General features: G+C 72.5%; 15 protein-coding genes. 11 read left to right on the forward strand and 4 right to left on the reverse strand.

The window, feature by feature from the left end:
* Positions 1-43: 43 nt before the first annotated feature.
* Positions 44-1006, reverse strand: a complete 963-nt coding sequence (locus ACFYPN_RS23025; protein ID WP_389300631.1) for an urea transporter — start codon at positions 1004-1006, stop codon at positions 44-46.
* A 211-nt stretch (positions 1007-1217) separates the two neighbouring features.
* Here ACFYPN_RS23025 and ACFYPN_RS23030 point away from each other — a divergent pair, with 211 nt between their 5' ends.
* The 6 genes from ACFYPN_RS23030 to ACFYPN_RS23055 all read left to right on the forward strand — a co-directional run bounded on the left by ACFYPN_RS23030 (position 1218) and on the right by ACFYPN_RS23055 (position 7352).
* Positions 1218-1703, forward strand: a complete 486-nt coding sequence (locus ACFYPN_RS23030; protein ID WP_358757657.1) for a CrcB family protein — start codon at positions 1218-1220, stop codon at positions 1701-1703.
* Positions 1703-2077, forward strand: coding sequence for a CrcB family protein (locus tag ACFYPN_RS23035; RefSeq protein ID WP_358757880.1), 375 nt, complete (start codon positions 1703-1705; stop codon positions 2075-2077). Before ACFYPN_RS23030 ends, ACFYPN_RS23035 begins: the two co-directional genes overlap by 1 nt.
* A 236-nt stretch (positions 2078-2313) precedes the next feature.
* On the forward strand, positions 2314-2892 hold the full coding sequence (locus ACFYPN_RS23040) for a DUF6643 family protein (protein WP_389300634.1): 579 nt from the start codon (positions 2314-2316) through the stop codon (positions 2890-2892).
* Between the two features lie 81 nt (positions 2893-2973).
* Positions 2974-3798: an MOSC domain-containing protein gene (locus ACFYPN_RS23045; RefSeq protein WP_389300637.1), complete on the forward strand. Its 825-nt coding sequence runs from the start codon at positions 2974-2976 to the stop codon at positions 3796-3798.
* A gap of 103 nt (positions 3799-3901) precedes the next feature.
* Positions 3902-4558: a hypothetical protein gene (locus ACFYPN_RS23050; RefSeq protein ID WP_389300639.1), complete on the forward strand. Its 657-nt coding sequence runs from the start codon at positions 3902-3904 to the stop codon at positions 4556-4558.
* 349 nt (positions 4559-4907) lie between these two features.
* The gene (locus tag ACFYPN_RS23055; RefSeq protein WP_358757649.1) at positions 4908-7352 is read left to right on the forward strand and encodes a right-handed parallel beta-helix repeat-containing protein; all 2445 of its coding nucleotides are present in this window, start codon (positions 4908-4910) and stop codon (positions 7350-7352) included.
* Here ACFYPN_RS23055 and ACFYPN_RS23060 read toward each other — a convergent pair.
* The gene (locus ACFYPN_RS23060; RefSeq protein WP_358757878.1) at positions 7322-9748 is read right to left on the reverse strand and encodes a hypothetical protein; all 2427 of its coding nucleotides are present in this window, start codon (positions 9746-9748) and stop codon (positions 7322-7324) included. The genes ACFYPN_RS23055 and ACFYPN_RS23060 overlap by 31 nt on opposite strands.
* Before the next feature lie 436 nt (positions 9749-10184).
* On the opposite strand from ACFYPN_RS23060, the gene ACFYPN_RS23065 reads away from it, so the two are divergent.
* Both ACFYPN_RS23065 and ACFYPN_RS23070 read left to right on the forward strand, forming a co-directional pair.
* Positions 10185-11036 (forward strand): DeoR/GlpR family DNA-binding transcription regulator, encoded by an 852-nt coding sequence (locus tag ACFYPN_RS23065; RefSeq protein WP_358757648.1) that lies wholly within the window; start codon positions 10185-10187, stop codon positions 11034-11036.
* Positions 11037-11360: 324 nt separating this feature from the next.
* Positions 11361-11813 (forward strand): SRPBCC family protein, encoded by a 453-nt coding sequence (locus ACFYPN_RS23070; protein ID WP_389300642.1) that lies wholly within the window; start codon positions 11361-11363, stop codon positions 11811-11813.
* Between the two features lie 76 nt (positions 11814-11889).
* Here ACFYPN_RS23070 and ACFYPN_RS23075 read toward each other — a convergent pair whose 3' ends face one another.
* A complete protein-coding gene (locus ACFYPN_RS23075) occupies positions 11890-13023 on the reverse strand; it encodes a PLP-dependent cysteine synthase family protein (RefSeq protein ID WP_358765250.1) in 1134 nt (377 codons plus the stop codon).
* 226 nt (positions 13024-13249) lie between these two features.
* Here ACFYPN_RS23075 and ACFYPN_RS23080 point away from each other — a divergent pair, with 226 nt between their 5' ends.
* Positions 13250-13594, forward strand: a complete 345-nt coding sequence (locus ACFYPN_RS23080) for a hypothetical protein (protein WP_389300645.1) — start codon at positions 13250-13252, stop codon at positions 13592-13594.
* Between the two features lie 466 nt (positions 13595-14060).
* Positions 14061-14585: an ATP-binding protein gene (locus ACFYPN_RS23085; RefSeq protein ID WP_358765254.1), complete on the forward strand. Its 525-nt coding sequence runs from the start codon at positions 14061-14063 to the stop codon at positions 14583-14585.
* A gap of 166 nt (positions 14586-14751) precedes the next feature.
* Here the strand turns inward: ACFYPN_RS23085 and ACFYPN_RS23090 are convergent, their stop codons facing one another.
* A complete protein-coding gene (locus ACFYPN_RS23090) occupies positions 14752-15966 on the reverse strand; it encodes an ROK family protein (RefSeq protein WP_358765256.1) in 1215 nt (404 codons plus the stop codon).
* 121 nt (positions 15967-16087) lie between these two features.
* Here ACFYPN_RS23090 and ACFYPN_RS23095 point away from each other — a divergent pair, with 121 nt between their 5' ends.
* Entirely contained in the window at positions 16088-17374 is a 1287-nt protein-coding gene (locus ACFYPN_RS23095; RefSeq protein WP_389300648.1) for an MFS transporter, read from the forward strand.
* The last annotated feature ends 174 nt before the right edge of the window (positions 17375-17548 follow it).

Below are 17548 nucleotides of genomic sequence, written 5' to 3' on the forward strand. Positions count from 1 at the left end.
AGGGTGCGTGACGGAGAGGGGTCGGGGGTACGGCGGGGCGGGTTCAGCCGCTCTTGCGAAAGCGCGGCAGCTGGGGGACCGCGGCCATGAGTACCCAGGTCGTGAGGATGAACGGCCACGTGAAGGTGTGGCCGCCGAAGGGTTTGAAGAGCAAGGTGAGCGAGGCCGTCAGACCGGTGGTGGCTGCCGCGCCGAAGAGCGCGTAGACGCCGTTCCACACCGTGGGGGCGAGGAAGACCGCGCCGACGGCGATGGCGACGAGGACGGCGTTGTAGCCGTAGATGCCTTCGGCGATCAGCGAGGTGGGGGCGCCCAGCGCCCACGCCGCAACGATGCCGACCACGCTGCCGGCGGCCGCGTACGCGACGACGCGTACGCCGGCGCAAGCGAGGCCGACGAGCATGATCAGGCCCACGTACCACTCGTCGACCAGGAAGATCTGCGACACGTTGGTGAAGAAGGCATGCCAGAGGACGTCCCAGGAGACGGCGGTGTCCCCGCTCGTGGTGCTGGAAACCCCCTTCGGCGCCCCGTTCCAGATCCTGGCGAACGACGGCGCGCCGAGCACCATGACGCCGGAGACGAGGCAGAAGGGCGCGGTGAGCGGGGAGAGCGCGAAGGGTGTCAGGAGCGTGGCGAGGGCCGCCATCAGCAGGGTGCACACGAGGGCGCCGACGACGGTCAGGACGTAGGTGGCGGGGTGGTGCCCCAGAAAGGTGACCAGGGCGATGCCGGTGAGGCATCCGCAGTAGCCCTGGAGACCGAGGACGATGCCGGAGCGGTCGGCACGCAGTGCGTAGGCGGCGGCGGTGGAGATCAGGGTGCCGAGGGTGGCGAAGAGACCGATGCGCCACCCCGCAGCCCAGAGTGCGGCGAGGATGAGAACCCCGGTCCAGAGACTGGGTTGCAGGTCGACCTGACCGAATCCGCGGACCGACGCCAGCAGGTATCCGCTGGGCTGGCGGCGTTCGAGTCCGCGGACCGCGTCCGGCTCGGTGAGGGGCAAGGCATGCTCCCGGGTACGGCGAGCGGGATCGCTCTCCGTCGAAGGCACGTCGCGGCGCGACATGCGGAGGGAAACTACTCAATTCCCATTACAGGCATATAAGTAGGTGTATCTCGCGGCGGGCGTTCCGATACTCGCCCGGCCGAGTGCAACCTCGTGCAGACGCGCGCCCCGCATGCCGATGGCGCCGACCGCTCCATAGGTTCGGCGGATGAGTACGAAGATGCGCCTGCATCGATTTCCGCACCCCGATCACCATCCCGGGGTCCAGCTCTCCGTCGTCGGAGCCGTCGCGATCGGGGGTGCCGCCGGGGCGGCCGCCCGCTGGGAGGCCGAACGCCTCTGGCCCGACGGCCCCACGGCGTTCCCCTGGACGATCCTGCTGGTCAACGTCGTCGGGTGCTTCCTCATGGGGGTCCTGATGGTCACCGTGAAGCTCAGGTTTCCCGGCACCCACCGGCTGGTGAGCCCGCTGCTGGGCACCGGACTGCTCGGCGGGTTCACCTCGTTCTCGCACTACACGGACAACGTGCGGGAGCTCTTCGACAACGGACAGCCCGGCTACGCGGTCGGCTGCCTGGTGCTGACGGTGGTCGGCGCCCTGGCCGCCGTCACGGTGGGCGCCCTCGCCACCCACGCGCTCCTCGGGACGGGCGACCGCACCGGTCACCCAGGTCGCTCCGGGGAGGGCGCGTGATCGTCGACTGGTTGTTGGTCCTCGCCGGCGGGCTGGTGGGTGCGCCCGTGCGCTATCTGCTCGGGGTGGACGCCAAGTACCGCCTGCACACCGCTCTGCCGTGGGGCACGTTCGCGGCCAACGCGTCTGCCGCGCTGGTGCTCGGTTTCGTCTCCGCCGCCGCGACGGACGGAGATCTGGGGCCGCGGGTACAGCTCTTGCTCGCCACCGGTTTCTGCGGCGCCCTGTCGACCTGGTCGACGTTCTCGTACGAGCTGCTGACTCTCACCTCGGCCCGCCACTTGGCGACGGCGGGAGGGTATCTGGTGCTCAGCGTGGGAGCCGGGGTCGGACTGTCGTTCGCCGGCGCGGCGCTGGCCGACGCGGTCTTCTGACGAGCGGTCGGCGCTTCGCCGCACCGAGCCCACGACGTCGTGCCGCGTCCCCCAAACCGGGACGCGGCAGGATCTTACGACTGACAACCGGGCGCTCTTTACACGATCACTACAGCCCAAGGTGACCCTTTATGGGAAGTTCGCTCGCATTGGTGAACTCAGCTGGCACACAACTCGCGAAACAACCTTCTGGGCGACCTCCCCAACCAGCACATCGTGGGCTTAACTTAGGTGGCATGACCTCCCCCCGCTCCAGCTACGGAAGCGGCTACTACGCCGCACCGTCGTTCGCCGACACTCCGATCTACGACTCCCTGGTCGCGGAGCGAGGCACACCTCAGATCGCGCCGATCCGAGTGCCCGCCGCGTACGAGACCGGCAACAGCTACCTCCCCGCGCTGCCGTCCTCCCTGCCGGCTCTCCCTGCTGCTCCTTCCCAGCCCGCCGCTTCGTATGGCTACCAGCAGCCGACGGCGCAGCCGTACCAGCCGCAGGCTCCGATGCACCCCGCGCAGATGCAGCCCGCACAGCTTCAGCACGCCCCCGCGCCGTACATCCCGCAGCAGCCCTCCCCCGCCCGGGGGTACCCGCAGCAGCAGACGCCCGCCCGGGGTTTCCCGGCGCAGCAGACCCCGGCGCGCGGCTTCCCCCAGCAGCAGGCCCCGGGCCGCGGCGGCTACCAGCCGCAGCAGCAGCCGCGGCCCGCGCCCGCCACCGGCTACGAGGCGATGCGGCCGGCGGCCCCCCGTCCCGCGCCGGCGCCCTCCCCGTACGAGGAGCCGTACGACCGGCCGTACCAGGGCCGGGGGTACTGACCGCCCACGCCCGCAGGGATGTCTCCGGGCGTAACCGCGGGCGGGTGCGGGGGCCTGGGAAGGGGCTGACAAAATGAGCGGATGGCCCCTCCTGTTCTGTGCTCCCTCCACCTCCACCCCGTCAAGTCGCTGGCGGCGCTGACCGTCGACGAAGCCGTGGTGGAGCCGTGGGGACTGGCCGGTGACCGTCGCTGGATGGTGGTCGACGGAGCGGGCACAGCTGTCACACAGCGTCAGGAACCCCGTCTGACGGGGATCGTTGCGATGCCGCTGCCGAACGGTGGTGTGGAGCTGTCGGCGCCCGGCAGTGCGCCGCTGGCGGTGGCGGTGCCGGAGCGCGCGGACACGGTCGTCGTGGAGCTCTTCGGCAAGAAGTTCGAGGTGATCGAGGCGGCACCGGCCGCGCACGCGTGGCTGAGCGGGTTTCTCGGGGCGGAGGTCCGGCTCGTCCACCAGGACGCGCCGTCGTACCGGAGACCCGTCGACCCGGCGTACGCACGGCCCGGGGAGACCGTCAGCCTGGCGGACGGATACCCCTTGCTGGTGACCACCGCCGCCTCACTGGAGGCCCTCAACGCGCTGATCTCGCGGGGCGACCACCGGGGGGAGGGCCCGCTGCCGATGAACCGGTTCCGGCCCAACGTCGTGGTGGACGGCACCGACCCCTGGGAGGAGGACGGCTGGCGGCGGGTCGCGATCGGCGCGGTCGCCTTCCGTGTGGTGAAGCCGTCCGCGAGGTGCGTGATCACCACCATCGACCAGTCGACGGCGGAACGGGGCAGGGAACCGCTGCGCACGCTCGCCCTGCACCGCAGGGCGGGGACGAAACTGATCTTCGGCCAGAACCTGGTGCCGGAGGGCACGGGAACCGTCCGGGTCGGTGACCCGTTCCGTGTTCTCGAGTGAACGTCCTTGACGTGATCGTCGTGCGGACGGCCGGGAACCGCCGGTGGACACGCGCGCGTCGACGGGTGGTGAGGCGCTCTCCGCATTCCCCCCGGGAGCGCACGTGAGCGCGTCGGACGGGGTGTTGCGGATGCGCGAGGGGGCATGGGCTGTGCGAGCGGTCACGGGGGTCTGGCGCTGGCGGCACAATCCCCTGTGCCGGGCGACGGACCGGCGCGAGGCGTGGCTGGCACTCGGCGCTCTCCTCCTGGTGCTGGTCGTCGCTCCCGCCGTCGGCCGGTTCTGCGGCGTACTCACCGATTCCGCCCTGCGCGACACGATCCGGGAGCAGCACGCGCACCGTCATCGGGCCGGCGCGGTCGTGCTGAGCGTCTCCCCGAGTCCTGTCGCGTTCGCCGACGACCCGGAGAGCGGGGTGACTCCCGCGACCCGGCAGACGGTGACGGCGGGGTGGAAGGCGCCGGACGGCAGCGACCGGCACGGCACGGTCCCGGTCGCGGCGGGTGTGCACAAGGCCGGTGAACGGGTGCGGATCTGGATCGACGACCGGGGTGCTGTCGCCCCTCGCCCCATGGACGTGCCCACCGCACACATACACGCGGGCCTCGCCGGGACGGGCGCCTTCGTGCTGACGGCGGGGGTGGTGGAGGCGCTCCGGCGGGCCGTGCTGCGGTGCATGGTGCGACGGCGGTACGCGCGACTGGACCGGGCCTGGGCGATGGTGGGCCCCGACTGGGGCAGGGCCGGAACGGGCTCCTGAACGGCTCACCGACACCGCCCGGGCCGGATCGCCGGGCGCCCGCGACATCTCACGGACCAGCCCCGCGCAGATCGTCGGGCCGGGTCCGGAACGGGCTTCCCGGTGGCCGCGAAGCACTCTCCGGAGCGGGCCGACGGCCTTGTCCGGGGCCTGACTTCGACGAGGTGGGGGGCGGAGTCGTCAACTCCCGCCCGCCGCGCGCGCTACGGTGGACCGGCCCGCCCTTCCCCTCGGCAGGGCGGACCCGCCCGCGCCGTCGTCGGAAGGCCGTCGGCACCCCGCGGTCGCACACCTGTGCGTACGGGCACGAGGGATCGCACACAGCACGAGGTGGGGGCAGAACAGCGCCATGGCACAGGGCACGGTCCAGGTGACGCACACCGGCACATCGCGATGGCGGCGCCGCACCGGCGAGTACCCCTCGCTCGGCGCGGCCCTGGAGGCGGCGGCCGAGGGCGATGTCCTCACGATCGCTCCGGGCACGTACCGGGAGAATCTCGTCGTCCAGCGGGCGGTCACGCTGCGCGGTCCCGAGGGGGCCGTCGGCTCGGTACGGATCGCGCCGGTGGACGGCGTGCCGCTCACCGTGCGGGCATCCGCCATCATCCGGGACCTGCACGTGGAGGGCCAGGACTCGGCGGCCCCGGCGGTACTGGTGGAGGGCGGCGCCCCCGACCTCGTGGACCTGCGGATAGTGACGCGCTCGGCCGCCGGGATCGAGGTGCGCGGCGCCGGCCGCCCCACCGTGCGGAGGTGCACCGTCGACAATCCGGCAGGGGTCGGGATCGCCGTCCTGGACGGCGCGGGCGGCGTGTTCGAGGAGTGCGAGGTCGTCGCGGCGGGGCAGTCCGGCGTGTCGGTGCGCGACGGCGCCCACCCCCGGCTCGACCGGTGCCGCGTGCACCACTCCTCCGGTTCGGGTCTGAGCGTGACCGGCGAGGGCAGCGGGCTGGAGGCCGTCGGCTGTGAGGTGTACGAGGTCAAAGGCAGTGGGGTCCAGGTGACCGCGCGCGCTTCGGCCCATCTCACCGACTGCACCGTGCACCGCACCTCCGGTGACGGCATCACGCTCGACACGGACGCCGTGCTGACGCTGGCCGACTGCGACATCCACGACATCCCGGAGAACGCGATCGACCTGCGCTCCCGGTCGGTGCTGACGCTGACCCGCTCGACGGTCCGGCGGTTCGGCCGCAACGGGCTCTCGGTATGGGACCCCGGCACCAGGGTCGACGCCAACCAGTGCGAGATCCACGACAGTACGGGCGACTATCCCGCCGTCTGGGTCAGCGACGGCGCCACGGTGATACTCGACGCCTGCCGCGTGCACGACGTGCCCGACGCCCTGTTCGTCCTCGACCGCGGTTCCCGTGCCGACGTGGTGGACAGCGATCTGACCCAGATCCGCAACACCGCCGTCTCGGTGAGCGACGGAGCCACCGCCCAGCTGGACGACTGCCGCATCAGGGAGGCTTCCACCGGCGCCTGGTTCCGCGACCACGGCAGTGGCGGCACGCTCAACAACTGCACCATCGACGCGGCGCAGACCGGGGTCATCGTCACCAAGGGCGCCGACCCCACCATCGAACGCTGCACGGTGACCTCGCCGGCCGAGGCCGGGTTCTACGTCTCCGCCGAGGGCCGGGGCACCTTCCACGGCTGCCGGGTGACCGGCAGTGAGGGATACGGATTCCACGTGATGGACGGGTGCCGCACCACCCTCACCCGGTGCCGCACCGAGCGCTGCGCGAGGGGCGGTTACGAGTTCCCCGAGGGCACCTCCCACGACGGCTCGGGCGGCGCCGGACCGGTCGTGGAGGACTGCACCAGCGACGAGAGCGCCCTGCGCGGTCCCGCCGCCGCTCCCGCGCCCGTGCTCACCGCGACCCAGGCGGCGACGCCGGGGCCGCTCGGGTCGATGCCCGCCCAGCGCGCCGCGGCGCCGTCCGCCGCCCCCGTGCCCGATCCGCCGGCCGAGCCGGCCCGCGACTCCGACGCCGTGCTCGGCGAACTCGACGCGCTGGTGGGGCTGGAGAGCGTCAAGCGGGAGGTCCGGGCGCTGACCGACATGATCGAGGTGGGCCGCCGACGGCAGCGGGCGGGACTCAAGGCCGCCTCCGTCCGCCGCCATCTCGTCTTCACCGGGTCCCCCGGCACCGGCAAGACCACGGTGGCCCGGCTGTACGGAGAGATCCTGGCCTCCCTTGGCGTGCTGGAGAGCGGCCACCTGGTCGAGGTCTCCCGGGTCGATCTGGTCGGCGAGCACATCGGTTCGACCGCCATCCGCACCCAGGAGGCGTTCGACCGCGCCCGGGGCGGGGTGCTCTTCGTGGACGAGGCGTACGCCCTCTCCCCCGAGGACTCCGGCCGCGACTTCGGGCGGGAGGCCATCGACACCCTGGTGAAGCTGATGGAGGACCACCGCGACGCCGTGGTGGTGATCGTCGCCGGGTACACCCGGGAGATGGAGCGCTTCCTCACCGTCAACCCCGGTGTGGCGTCGCGTTTCTCCCGGACCATCACCTTCGGCGACTACCAGCCGGACGAACTCCTGCGGATCGTCCAGCAGCAGGCCGAGGAGCACGAGTACACCCTCGCCGAGGGCACCGGCGAGGCCCTCACGAAGTACTTCACGGAGCTGCCCAAGGGGCCCGCCTTCGGCAACGGCCGTACCGCGCGCCAGACCTTCGAGTCGATGGTGGAGCGGCACGCGGGCCGGGTCGCCCAGTTCGCGGAGACGAGCACGGACGACCTGACCCTGCTCTACCCGGAGGACCTGCCCGCTCTCCCCTGATCCTCCGTGCTCGGGTGCCCGGCCCCGTCGCCCTGCCGGGGCAGTACGGGGACGAGTTCGGCCAGCAGGGCGGCGCGCACCCGGGCGAACTCCGGGTCGGCCTGGTAGTCGGAGTGCCCCAGGATGGGTTCGGGCAGGGGCAGTTCGGCGGTACGGCCGTGCACCAACGGGTCCTTCAGCGGTCCGCGGTCCACCTCCGGGTGTCCGGCTCCCTCGTCGATCCGGACGGGCCCTCCTATCGGGTCGGTGGCCCGCCACAGGTTGCGCCAGCAGTGGACCGAGCCGTGCAGCCCGCGCAGGGCGGAGGGGCCGAAGTACGCGGGGAACCAGCGCCCGTACAGCCGTTCGGCGGGCGAGCCGTAGGTGAGAAGAGCGATACGGCGGCGGGTGGCGGCCGGGAGCTGCCAGACGGCGGAGGCCGCGAGCACACTGCCCTGCGAGTGGCCCGAGATGACGAGTCGGCCGCCGGTCCTGGCCGTCCAGGCGGACATCCGGGAGGCGAGGTCGGGCACGGCCCGCTCGGCGTAACAGGGCGGCGCGAAGGGGTGGGCGGCGCGTGGCCAGTACGTGCCGACGTCCCAGAGGATGCCGATGGTCCGCCGGGCCGAGGCGTCGCGGTAGGCCCGTCGGCCGGAGGCGACGAAGAGTATGAAACCGAAGCCGGCCATCCAGGAACCCGTCGACTGCGCGGCCTCGGCCGCTGATTCGAGGAACGGTCCGGTCCCGTCCAGGGCCCGGCCGGGCACCTGCCCGGTGGACCAGGAGCCCGCCAGGGCCGCGGCGCCCAGCAGCAGGGTGGCGCCGGACAGCAGCCCGATGATCCAGGCGGCCTCGTCGGTGAGCCGGGCGGTGGCCCGGACCCGCGCGATCTGCCGCGTACGCCCCCGCTCGGGTGTGCGGCTCCGGTACTCCGGCGCGTACTCGGCGGCGACGACCGGCTCGGTGCGGCGGGCGAGGCGGGCGGTACGGACGAGGAGGACGCCCACGGGGACGAGGAGGACGAGGAGCAGCACCGGGAGCACCGACGCCTGCCAGCTCAGCAGGACGGGCGGTCCTCCTATGACCGAGCCCGCTCCCATGCCGGGGGTGCCCGGGCCGTCGAGCCAGTCTGCGACACGCTGGGCGAGCCCGCCGGTCATCACCCCGCCCAGCGCGCACGCCAGCATGGCGATCGCCGGGCCGCCCAGCCCGTGCAGGGCGGTGCGGGCGTCCGGGGCGCGGCGGTGGAGGCTCAGGGCGACGGCGGCGAGCGTGACGACGAGAACGCCCTGGCCGACGGTGAGCGCCCGGAAGGTGTCCTCGCCCGCGACGAGCACACCCGAGGAGGTCCAGCCGGGCCGCGACCAGCCCGCGTGGACGAGGGAGACCGCCAGCAGGACGAGAGCGGCGGACGGGAGGAAGGTGATGACCGCCCGGTCGAGGCGGTGGTCGAGACGTCGCTCGCTGCGGCCCCGACCGCAGACGACGGCCACGACGAAGAGGGCGCAGAACGCCAGTGCGACGGTCAGCAGGCGGCCGAAGAGCGCGGGGCCGGGGCCGGGGTGGGAGGAGTCGTAGTCGGCGGCGGCCCGCTGGACGAAGACGGCGACGGTGAGGAGCCCCGCGGCGGTGTGCGCGGCGCGCAGCCGGGCGACGAGCCGGCGTCCGTACCAGAAGCCGGGGCGGCCGAGCGCGGGGCGACCGGGGGGCGCACCGTCCGGCGTGTGGTCCGGCATGTCGTCACGGCGGGGCACCGTCGGTTCCGGCGTGCCGCCGCCCGGACCACCACCCGGACCTCTGTCCGGATCGCCGTCCGTGTCCCGGCCCGGGTCCTCGCCCGGGCCGCCGCGCGCAGCGCCCGGTGAGCCGGTGCCCAGGAAGGGCCGCTGCGACTCGTACGCGCTCCAGGTGCGGTTGGACAGGTACCAGAGCAGGGTGACGAGGGCCGTGGGCAGCGCGGCGGCGAGGGCGAGCCGCCTGCCGGGCTGGGACCACCAGCCGCCCTGCTCGGCGGAGAGGAAGCCGAGCCAGGACCGCCGGTCCGAGCAGGCGGACACGCCGGCGCACTGCCAGGCCACGAGGTCGAGCGCCACCTCGCAGGCTGCCGCCGTCAGCAGCACGGTGAGGCTGAGCGCGAGGAGCCGGACCAGCACACCGTAGAGCCGGACCGCGCGGGTACGTCCCCCGGCGGCGGGCCGCATCCAGTGCGCGAGGTTGATGACCATGAACGGGAGGAGCAGCAGCCACAGGGCACGGGAGCCGTTGCCGGAGGTCAGGTTGGACCAGCAGTAGGCCTCCGCGACGGGCCGGTCGCGGTAGCGCTCGGGGTGTTCCTCCGCGTCGACGTCCTCGGGGCGCCGGTACATCGCCGCGGTGAGGTCGCCGGTCACGCGCACCGTGCGCGGATCGCCGAGCATCTCCTGCGGCGTGGTGCCGCCGACGCCGTGGACGAGCAGTTCGAGCGCGATCCCGGTGGACCGGGAAACCGGCGGGACAGGGGCCAAGGGAGTACTCGCTCTCCGGTCTGCCCGGCCGTCCGGCGGGCGTGGAAGCTGGGACATCGGGTGGAGTGGGGGGAAGTATCGGGTGGGGGGAGGGTCGGGCGCGCGTGGAGGGAGGTATCGGCCGGGCACGGGGGGCGGGGGTGGAGAAACGGGAGGTCCGGCGGCTCGCGGAGGGCCGGCACCCGTGGCACCAGAATCGCCGGGATCGGTGACGTGTGACGGCCTCTCACCGATTCTCCCCACGTCCGGACCTCGGTGACCCTTCTCCGCGGGGCGCGTGGGAGGATTGAGCGGGCGTTCCGCGGTGCCGCGGAGCCCTACGGCCAGAGGGAAGGACCGGACGACCGCGGTGAGCGAGAATCAGAATCTGCTCGCGGAGCAGCGGCGTGCCCTGATCCTCGACGAAGTCCGCAAGCGGGGCGGAGTCCGTGTGAACGAGCTGACCCGCCGCCTCAACGTGTCCGACATGACGATCCGGCGGGACTTGGACGCGCTGGCCCGCCAGGGCGTCATCGAGAAGGTGCACGGCGGCGCGGTGCCGGTCGTCGGGACGAGCACCCACGAGCCCGGTTTTGAGGTGAAGTCGGCCCTGGAGCCGAGCGCCAAGGAGGACATCGCACGGGCCGCGGCGGCGCTGGCCGCTCCCGGCAGCGCCATCGCGCTCTCGGGCGGTACGACCACCTACGCGCTGGCGCAGCGGCTGGTGGACGTGCCGGACCTGACCGTGGTGACCAACTCGGTGCGGGTCGCCGACGTCTTCCACGACGCCCATCGTCCGGTCACCTCCGGCGCCGCCCGTGCGGGCGCGGCCACGGTGGTGCTGACGGGCGGGGTGCGTACCCCCTCCGACTCGCTCGTGGGACCGGTGGCGGACCGTGCCATCGGCTCCCTCCACTTCGACGTGCTCTTCCTCGGAGTGCACGGCATCTCCGACGAAGCGGGTCTCTCCACGCCGAATCTGGCGGAGGCGGAGACGAACCGGCGGTTGGTTTCGGCCGCGCGCCGGGTCGTGGTGGTGGCCGACCACACCAAGTGGGGGACGATCGGGCTGAGCTCCTTCGCAACCCTCGGCGAGGTGGACACCTTCGTGACGGACGCGGGCCTGTCGGCGGCGTCACGGGCGGAGATCGAGGAACTGCTGCCGGGCGGCCTGCTGGTCGCGGGGCCGGCCGGGGCACCGGAACCCGACGAGCAGCCGTGAACCGAGCGCCGACCGGCGCCTTCCCGGCCGCGCTCCCGGTCCGGCGCGCCCGGCACACAGCCCGTATGCGGACGCTCCTGCGCCTTGCGGCTTAGCGTGCCCAGCCCCCCGTTCCTTCCTCCGCGCGACGACCCCGTACAGGCCCCAGGCCGTGTCTGACCATGCGCGTCGGATCAGCGGGCAAGGTCCGGCGCGGTGCATCGCAAGGCGGAGGGTTGCCCGAGTACATGCAGCACACCGGCAACCCTCCGCCTTGCGATGCACCGCATCTGGCGCCGCGCACTGATCCACCACGAAGTGCGGGACAGCCCTTAGGATCGGACGGTGGCCGTCTTCCGTATCGAGCGATTCACGTCCCTCCCACCCGCCGACGCCTGGCGGCGGGTGACCGACTGGGAGCGGCACGGCGCGATGGTGCCGCTCACCTCGGTCCTCGTTCCACCCGGTGGGCGGACGGAGGTCGGTACGGTGTTCGTCGCCCGCACGGGGATGGGCCCACTCACCTTCGACGACCCCATGGAAGTGGTGCGCTGGACGCCCCCCGAGGCGGGTCGTGCGGGGTTCTGCCGTCTGGAGAAGCGCGGGCGGACGGTCCGGGGGTGGGCGTCGATCGAGGTGCTGCCGACCCGGGCCGGCTCCCATGTGGTGTGGGTCGAGGACATCCGGCTCTTCCTTCCCGGCCGGTGGATGGATCCCCTGCTGGTGGCGGCGGGGCGGCGGATGTTCGGGCGGGTGCTCGACGCCCTCCTGGAAGCGCCGGAGCGCGCGCCGCGGTAGGCGTGGCCGCGGCACGCGAGCCGGACGGCGTGGCCGCGCCGGCGGACGGGTCCGCCACGGGCAAGGGCCCCGGACGTCAGGCGGGCCAGCCTCCGGTGCGCAGGAAGGTGTCGAGCGCGGCGGCGTACGGGGCGATGTCGAGGCCCTGCTGGTCCAGCCAGGCGTCGGAGTAGTACTTGTCCAGGTAGCGGTCTCCCGAGTCGCAGATCAGCGTGACCACACTGCCCTGTTCGCCCCGCTCCACCATCTCTGCGATGATCTTGAAAGCGCTCCAGAGCCCGGTGCCGGTGGAGCCGCCGGCGCGGCGGCCCATCACCCGCTCCAGGGCGCGTACCGCCGCGACACTCGCCGCGTCCGGGACCTTCATCATCCGGTCGATGGCCCCGGGGACGAAGCTCGGTTCCATCCGGGGCCGGCCGATGCCTTCGATGCGGGACCCGCAGTCGCTGCTCGCCAGCGGGTCGTGCCGCGTCCAGCCGTCGAAGAAGCAGGAGTTCTCGGGGTCGGGGACGCAGATCCGGGTGTCGTGCTGCATGTAGTGGACGTACCGGGCGATGGTCGCGGAGGTGCCGCCGGTGCCCGCCGTGGCGACGATCCACGCGGGGTCCGGATAGCGTTCCAGCCTCAGTTGCTGGTAGATCGACTCCGCGATGTTGTTGTTGCCGCGCCAGTCGGTGGCCCGTTCCGCGTAGGTGAACTGGTCCATGTAGTGGCCGCCGGTCTCCTCGGCGAGCACGGCCGACTCCTCGTACATCGCTCGCGGGTCGTCGACGAAGTGGCAGCGACCGCCGTGGAATTCGATCAGACGGCACTTCTCCGGACTGGTCGTCCTCGGCATCACCGCGATGAAGGGAACCCCGATCAGTTTGGCGAAGTACGCCTCGGATACCGCCGTCGAACCGCTGGACGCCTCGATGACCGGCTTGCCCGGGCGGATCCAGCCGTTGCAGAGCCCGTAGAGGAAGAGCGAGCGGGCGAGACGGTGCTTGAGACTGCCGGTCGGGTGGGTGGACTCGTCCTTGAGGTAGAGGTCGATGCCCCACTCCTCGGGCAGCGGGAAGCGCAGCAAGTGGGTGTCCGCCGACCGGTTCGCGTCCGCCTGCACCTTGCGCACGGCCTCTTTGAGCCACGAACGGTACGCGGAGTCACTGCGGTCGACGTCAGTCGTCGGGACGGCCCCGTCATCACGTCGGTGCTCGCTGATGCCCATCGCTGATCCTCCTGGTGGAGCCGGTGATGCCTTGCCCCCACGATATTCCTCCCACCTGCGCAAACCGGGACTTGGATCTCCCCCAGGGATCGCTTGGGTACGGGGCACGGATCGCGGACGCCCGGTACTCCGGCACACCGCGGCGGCGTCACCTTGCGTACACGTAATTCAGCCCGCAACGCGCACTGAACGAGCACGGGGACGGGAAGACTTCTTCCAGGAGCCGATGTGCACAAAGGGGGGCGACCGAGCGGTGGACGATGTCGAGTTCAGCGCACGAGGGGTGCGGATCGAGCGCTGGGCCCGCTCACTCACGCTGGCCGGGCAGGTGATCGTCAAGGACGGCCGGGTGGCTCTCCTGACGAGCAACGGCCGGGAGATCGACAGCGCGCCGGTGGGGGCCGTCAGTGCCTGGAAGCGGTGGTTCTCCCAGGCCGATTCGGCCATCGCCCGGGTCAACGGCGTGCGCTACCGCCTCACCATGGGACAACGCGGCAGGCGGCCGGACGGGACGGCACCGATACATCACTTCCTGGAGGTCCTGCGCAGCGCCGGCTGCCGGCACCGCTGACCCGGCGAGTACGTCGTGCGGCGCCGCACCGCGACCCACCGCACCATCCACCGCAACCGTCATGTCCACCTCATCTGCCGTACTCGCCGTACCCGTCATGCCCGCACCCTCGGCCGCACGCAGCTCATCCGCCTCTCGGGCTCTCCGGCGGCCCCGGCGGCGTGTCGAGGGCGCCCGCCGGGCCCGTGCGGGCGCCACGGACACGTCTCCCACCCCGGAAGGGCCCTCCGACCAGCCCCGATCAGCCCCCGGTCCGCTCCTGAACCGCTTCCACGGCCGCGAGTTGCGGGGTGGGGCACCCTGAGCGACGCTGAAGTCACGTCACGGACGGTTCAACGACGGTCACCCTCCGACCGAGGGCACCGACAGCCGCGACGGACCACGAGAGCAGCCAGAAACACCAGCCAGCCACATGCTGGATCCGTTCCTCCGTCTTCTTCCGGACCTCTTTCGGGGAGTCGCAGCCGTGATCAGCGAGCCAAGCAGGCACTGCACGGTGGAGCTCCAGGCACTGCCGTCGCGGATCGGTCAGGTCCGCAGAATCATCTCGGCGCAACTGCGCCACTGGCATCTCGATCCTTTGATCGACCTGGCAGCCCTGGGCGTCACCGAACTTCTCACCAACGTCCACCGCCACGCGGAACCGGACAAGTCGTGCACCGTCGACATCGAGTTGCTGCTCGATCGGCTGACGGTCTCCGTACACGACCGCGACCCACGATTGCCCACGGTGAACGTGGCGGAGACCTTCGCCACGTCCGGGCGCGGGCTGGCTCTCATCGCGGCGGTCAGCGAGAGCTGGGGTGTCCGTCCCGGACAGGAGGCCGGCAAGGTCGTCTGGTTCACCCTGTCCACGCCGTCCACCACCGCGAAGATCCTGCCACCGCTCGCGGTGTACGGATCGACGACCGACGGGCCGTTCGGCGGGCGGTACGCGGGAGCCGTGGAGGTTTCGTCTCAGTTCCCCAGCCGGTCGGCGGTTCTCGGCTGACGCACCCGCAACACGGTGCGAACGTACGGCGGATCACTCCGAGGCCGGTTTCCGGAGACCCGGTGCGGGCGCTCCGGACCCCCGGCCCGTCCGGCGTACGACCGGACGAGCCCCGGGGCCTGGCCGGCCGGGGGCCGGACGGGCCCCGGATCAGGCGAGGTCCGGATCAGGCGAGCACGGTCAACGGGTCGTCGAGCACCGGCTGCCAGGCGAGTTCGGCCGCGCCCACGAGACTGTCGTGCGCGAGCGTGCACGGCAGGATCGGCACACTGCCGCTGCGCCCCCACAGACTGCGGTCGGCGACGACGGCCCGCAGGCGTTCCGGGTCGGCTTCGAGGAGATCCCGGTGAAGGCCGCCGAGAATGATCCGGTCGGGGTTGAGGATGTTGACGAGCCCGGCGAGCCCCAGTCCCAGCCTGTCGATGAGCGCCTCGGCCGCACGGCGTACGTCCCCGTCCTCGTACTCCGTACGCAGCAGGTCGCCCGCCTGCTTGAGCAGCGACTCCTCCGGTCCGGGCGGCCGGCCCGCCGCGAGGAGGAAGGCGAGCGGGTCCGCCTCGACGTCGAGGCAGCCCCGGCCGCCGCAGTGACAGGCGCGGCCCTCCGGGTTCACCGTGAGGTGTCCGACTTCGAGCGCGAGCCCCGAACTTCCGCTGTGCAGGCGCCCGTCCAGCACCAGCGCACCGCCGACACCGCGGTGGCCCGTCGCCACGCAGAGCAGGTGCTGGGCACCACGTCCGGAGCCGTGCCGGTGCTCGGCGAGCGCCGCGAGGTTGACGTCGTTTCCGGTGAACACCGGTCCCTCGATGCCCGCTTCACGCACGCAGGTACGGAAGATCTCGCGCACCGGGGCACCGGCGGGCCATGCGATGTGCATCGGGTTCAGGGCCGTTCCCTCCGGCTCGGCCACGGCCGAGGGGACGGCGAGCCCGGCGCCCACGCAGCGCAGTCCACTGCCGCGCAGCAGCAGCGCGCCCGCCTCGACCACCTCGCCGAGCACCTGGGCGGGGTCGGCCATGACGGTGCCGCAGCCCGGTGCGGTGGCGACGATCCTCCCTCCGAGGCCGACCAGCGCGGCACGGAAGCCGTCCGAGTGCACCTGGGCGGCGAGTACGACGGGGCCGGTCTCGCACACCGACAGCCGGTGCGAGGGCCGGCCCTGCGAACCGGCGGCAGAACCGGGGCTGGAGTCGACCCGGATGAGTCCCAGCGCCTCCAGTTCGGCCGCGACCGCGCCGGCGGTGGCACGGGTGACGCCCAGTTCGGAGGTCAGCACGGCACGCGTGGGCGCGCGCCCCGTGTGCACCAGTTCCAGGGCCGGCCCGAGCGCGCTGCGGCCCCTCTCCAGCTTCGTGCGCGTGGTGGACACCTTGCCGTTCATGGGGGCGAGTCTCCCACGATCCCGCGGCGCCTCCGACGCTTCGGAACCAGGTCACGACGTGCTGCGGGTCACGGCCGCACCCGTCTTGTGCCTCTTCCCGGCGCGCCCCTATGCTGAGTTTGTGCCGAACCCGAACAAACCGTGGACGGTCTACACGGGGAGTCGCGGCGGAAGCACCTCCCCACCCTCCGCGGCCCGGCTCCGCATCGCGCTGACCGCGTTCTTCGCTCTCGACGGTTTCCTCTTCGCGGGCTGGGTCGTACGCATCCCGGCCGTCAAGCACCACATCAGCGCCTCCGCCTCCTCGCTCGGCCTCGCTCTGCTCGGTGTCTCGGCGGGCGCGGTGATCACGATGGTCCTCACCGGCCGGCTCTGCCACCGATACGGCAGCCACCGGGTCGGCGTCTGGTGCGGCATCCTGCTCTCCCTGAGCATCGCCCTGCCCGCGCACGCCGGGTCGGCGCTCACGCTCGGACTGCTCCTGCTGGTCTTCGGCGCCGCCTACGGGGGGATGAACGTCGCCATGAACAGCGCGGCGGTGGACCTCGTCGCCGCCCTGCGCAGGCCGGTACTGCCCACCTTCCACGCCGCGTTCAGCTTCGGCGGCATGGCCGGCGCGGGCGTCGGCGGCATCGCCGCCGGCCACCTCTCCCCCGTCGCCCATCTGACCCTGCTCGCCGCGACCGCCCTGCTGGTCACCGCGGTCGCGGCGCCGGTCATGCTCCGGAACACCCCGGAAGGAGCCGCGGAATCCACCGCACCACCGGGCGGCTCCACCCCCTCGGAGCCTGCCGCGCCTCCCGCACATTCCGCACCTTCCGCGGCGGGCAGCCGCGGCGCGGTGCCCCGTATGAGCCCTGCCGTGCGCCGGGTGGTCCTCCTGTTCGGCGTGATCGCCCTCTGTACCGCGTACGGCGAGGGTGCCCTCGCCGAGTGGAGCGCGCTGCACCTCTCCCAGGACCTGCACGCCACACCGGGCACCGCAGCCGCCGGCTACTCGCTCTTCGCCCTGGCCATGGGGGTGGGCCGGCTCACCGGCACTGCCCTGCTGGAACGTTTCGGACAGACACGGACCCTGGTGTCCGGGGGCGGCGCGGCGGCGGCGGGCATGCTGCTGGGCTCGCTCGCCCCCACGGTCCCCCTGACTCTCGCCGGTTTCGCCGTGACAGGACTCGGCCTGGCCAACATCTTCCCGGTCGCGGTCGGCAGGGCGGGTGCGCTGGCGGGTCCCGGTGGGGTGGCCGCCGCGTCCACCCTCGGTTACGGCGGCATGCTGGTCGGGCCGCCCGTCATCGGGTTCCTGGCGGACTGGCTCTCGCTGCCGATCGCCCTGACGACGGTGACCCTGCTCTCCGCGGCGGCTGCCGCGCTCGGGTACGTCTCCCGCACGGCGTCGCCGCGCCCCTGACACCGACGGTCCCGGCGGGGCCTGCCGGCCGATCGCGCCGCGGCCGCCGGGGGCGATTCCCGGATGGGCGCCATCCCGGAACCCGGACCGTGTGGGTCACGGGGAGTTGCAGGCGCTGCCGGGCGGATCAAGGTGCGCCGGCGTCCGCTCAACCCGCTTTCGGCGACTGAGACT

This window comes from Streptomyces sp. NPDC005576 (assembly GCF_042871745.1).
Taxonomy (GTDB): Bacteria; Actinomycetota; Actinomycetes; order Streptomycetales; family Streptomycetaceae; genus Streptomyces.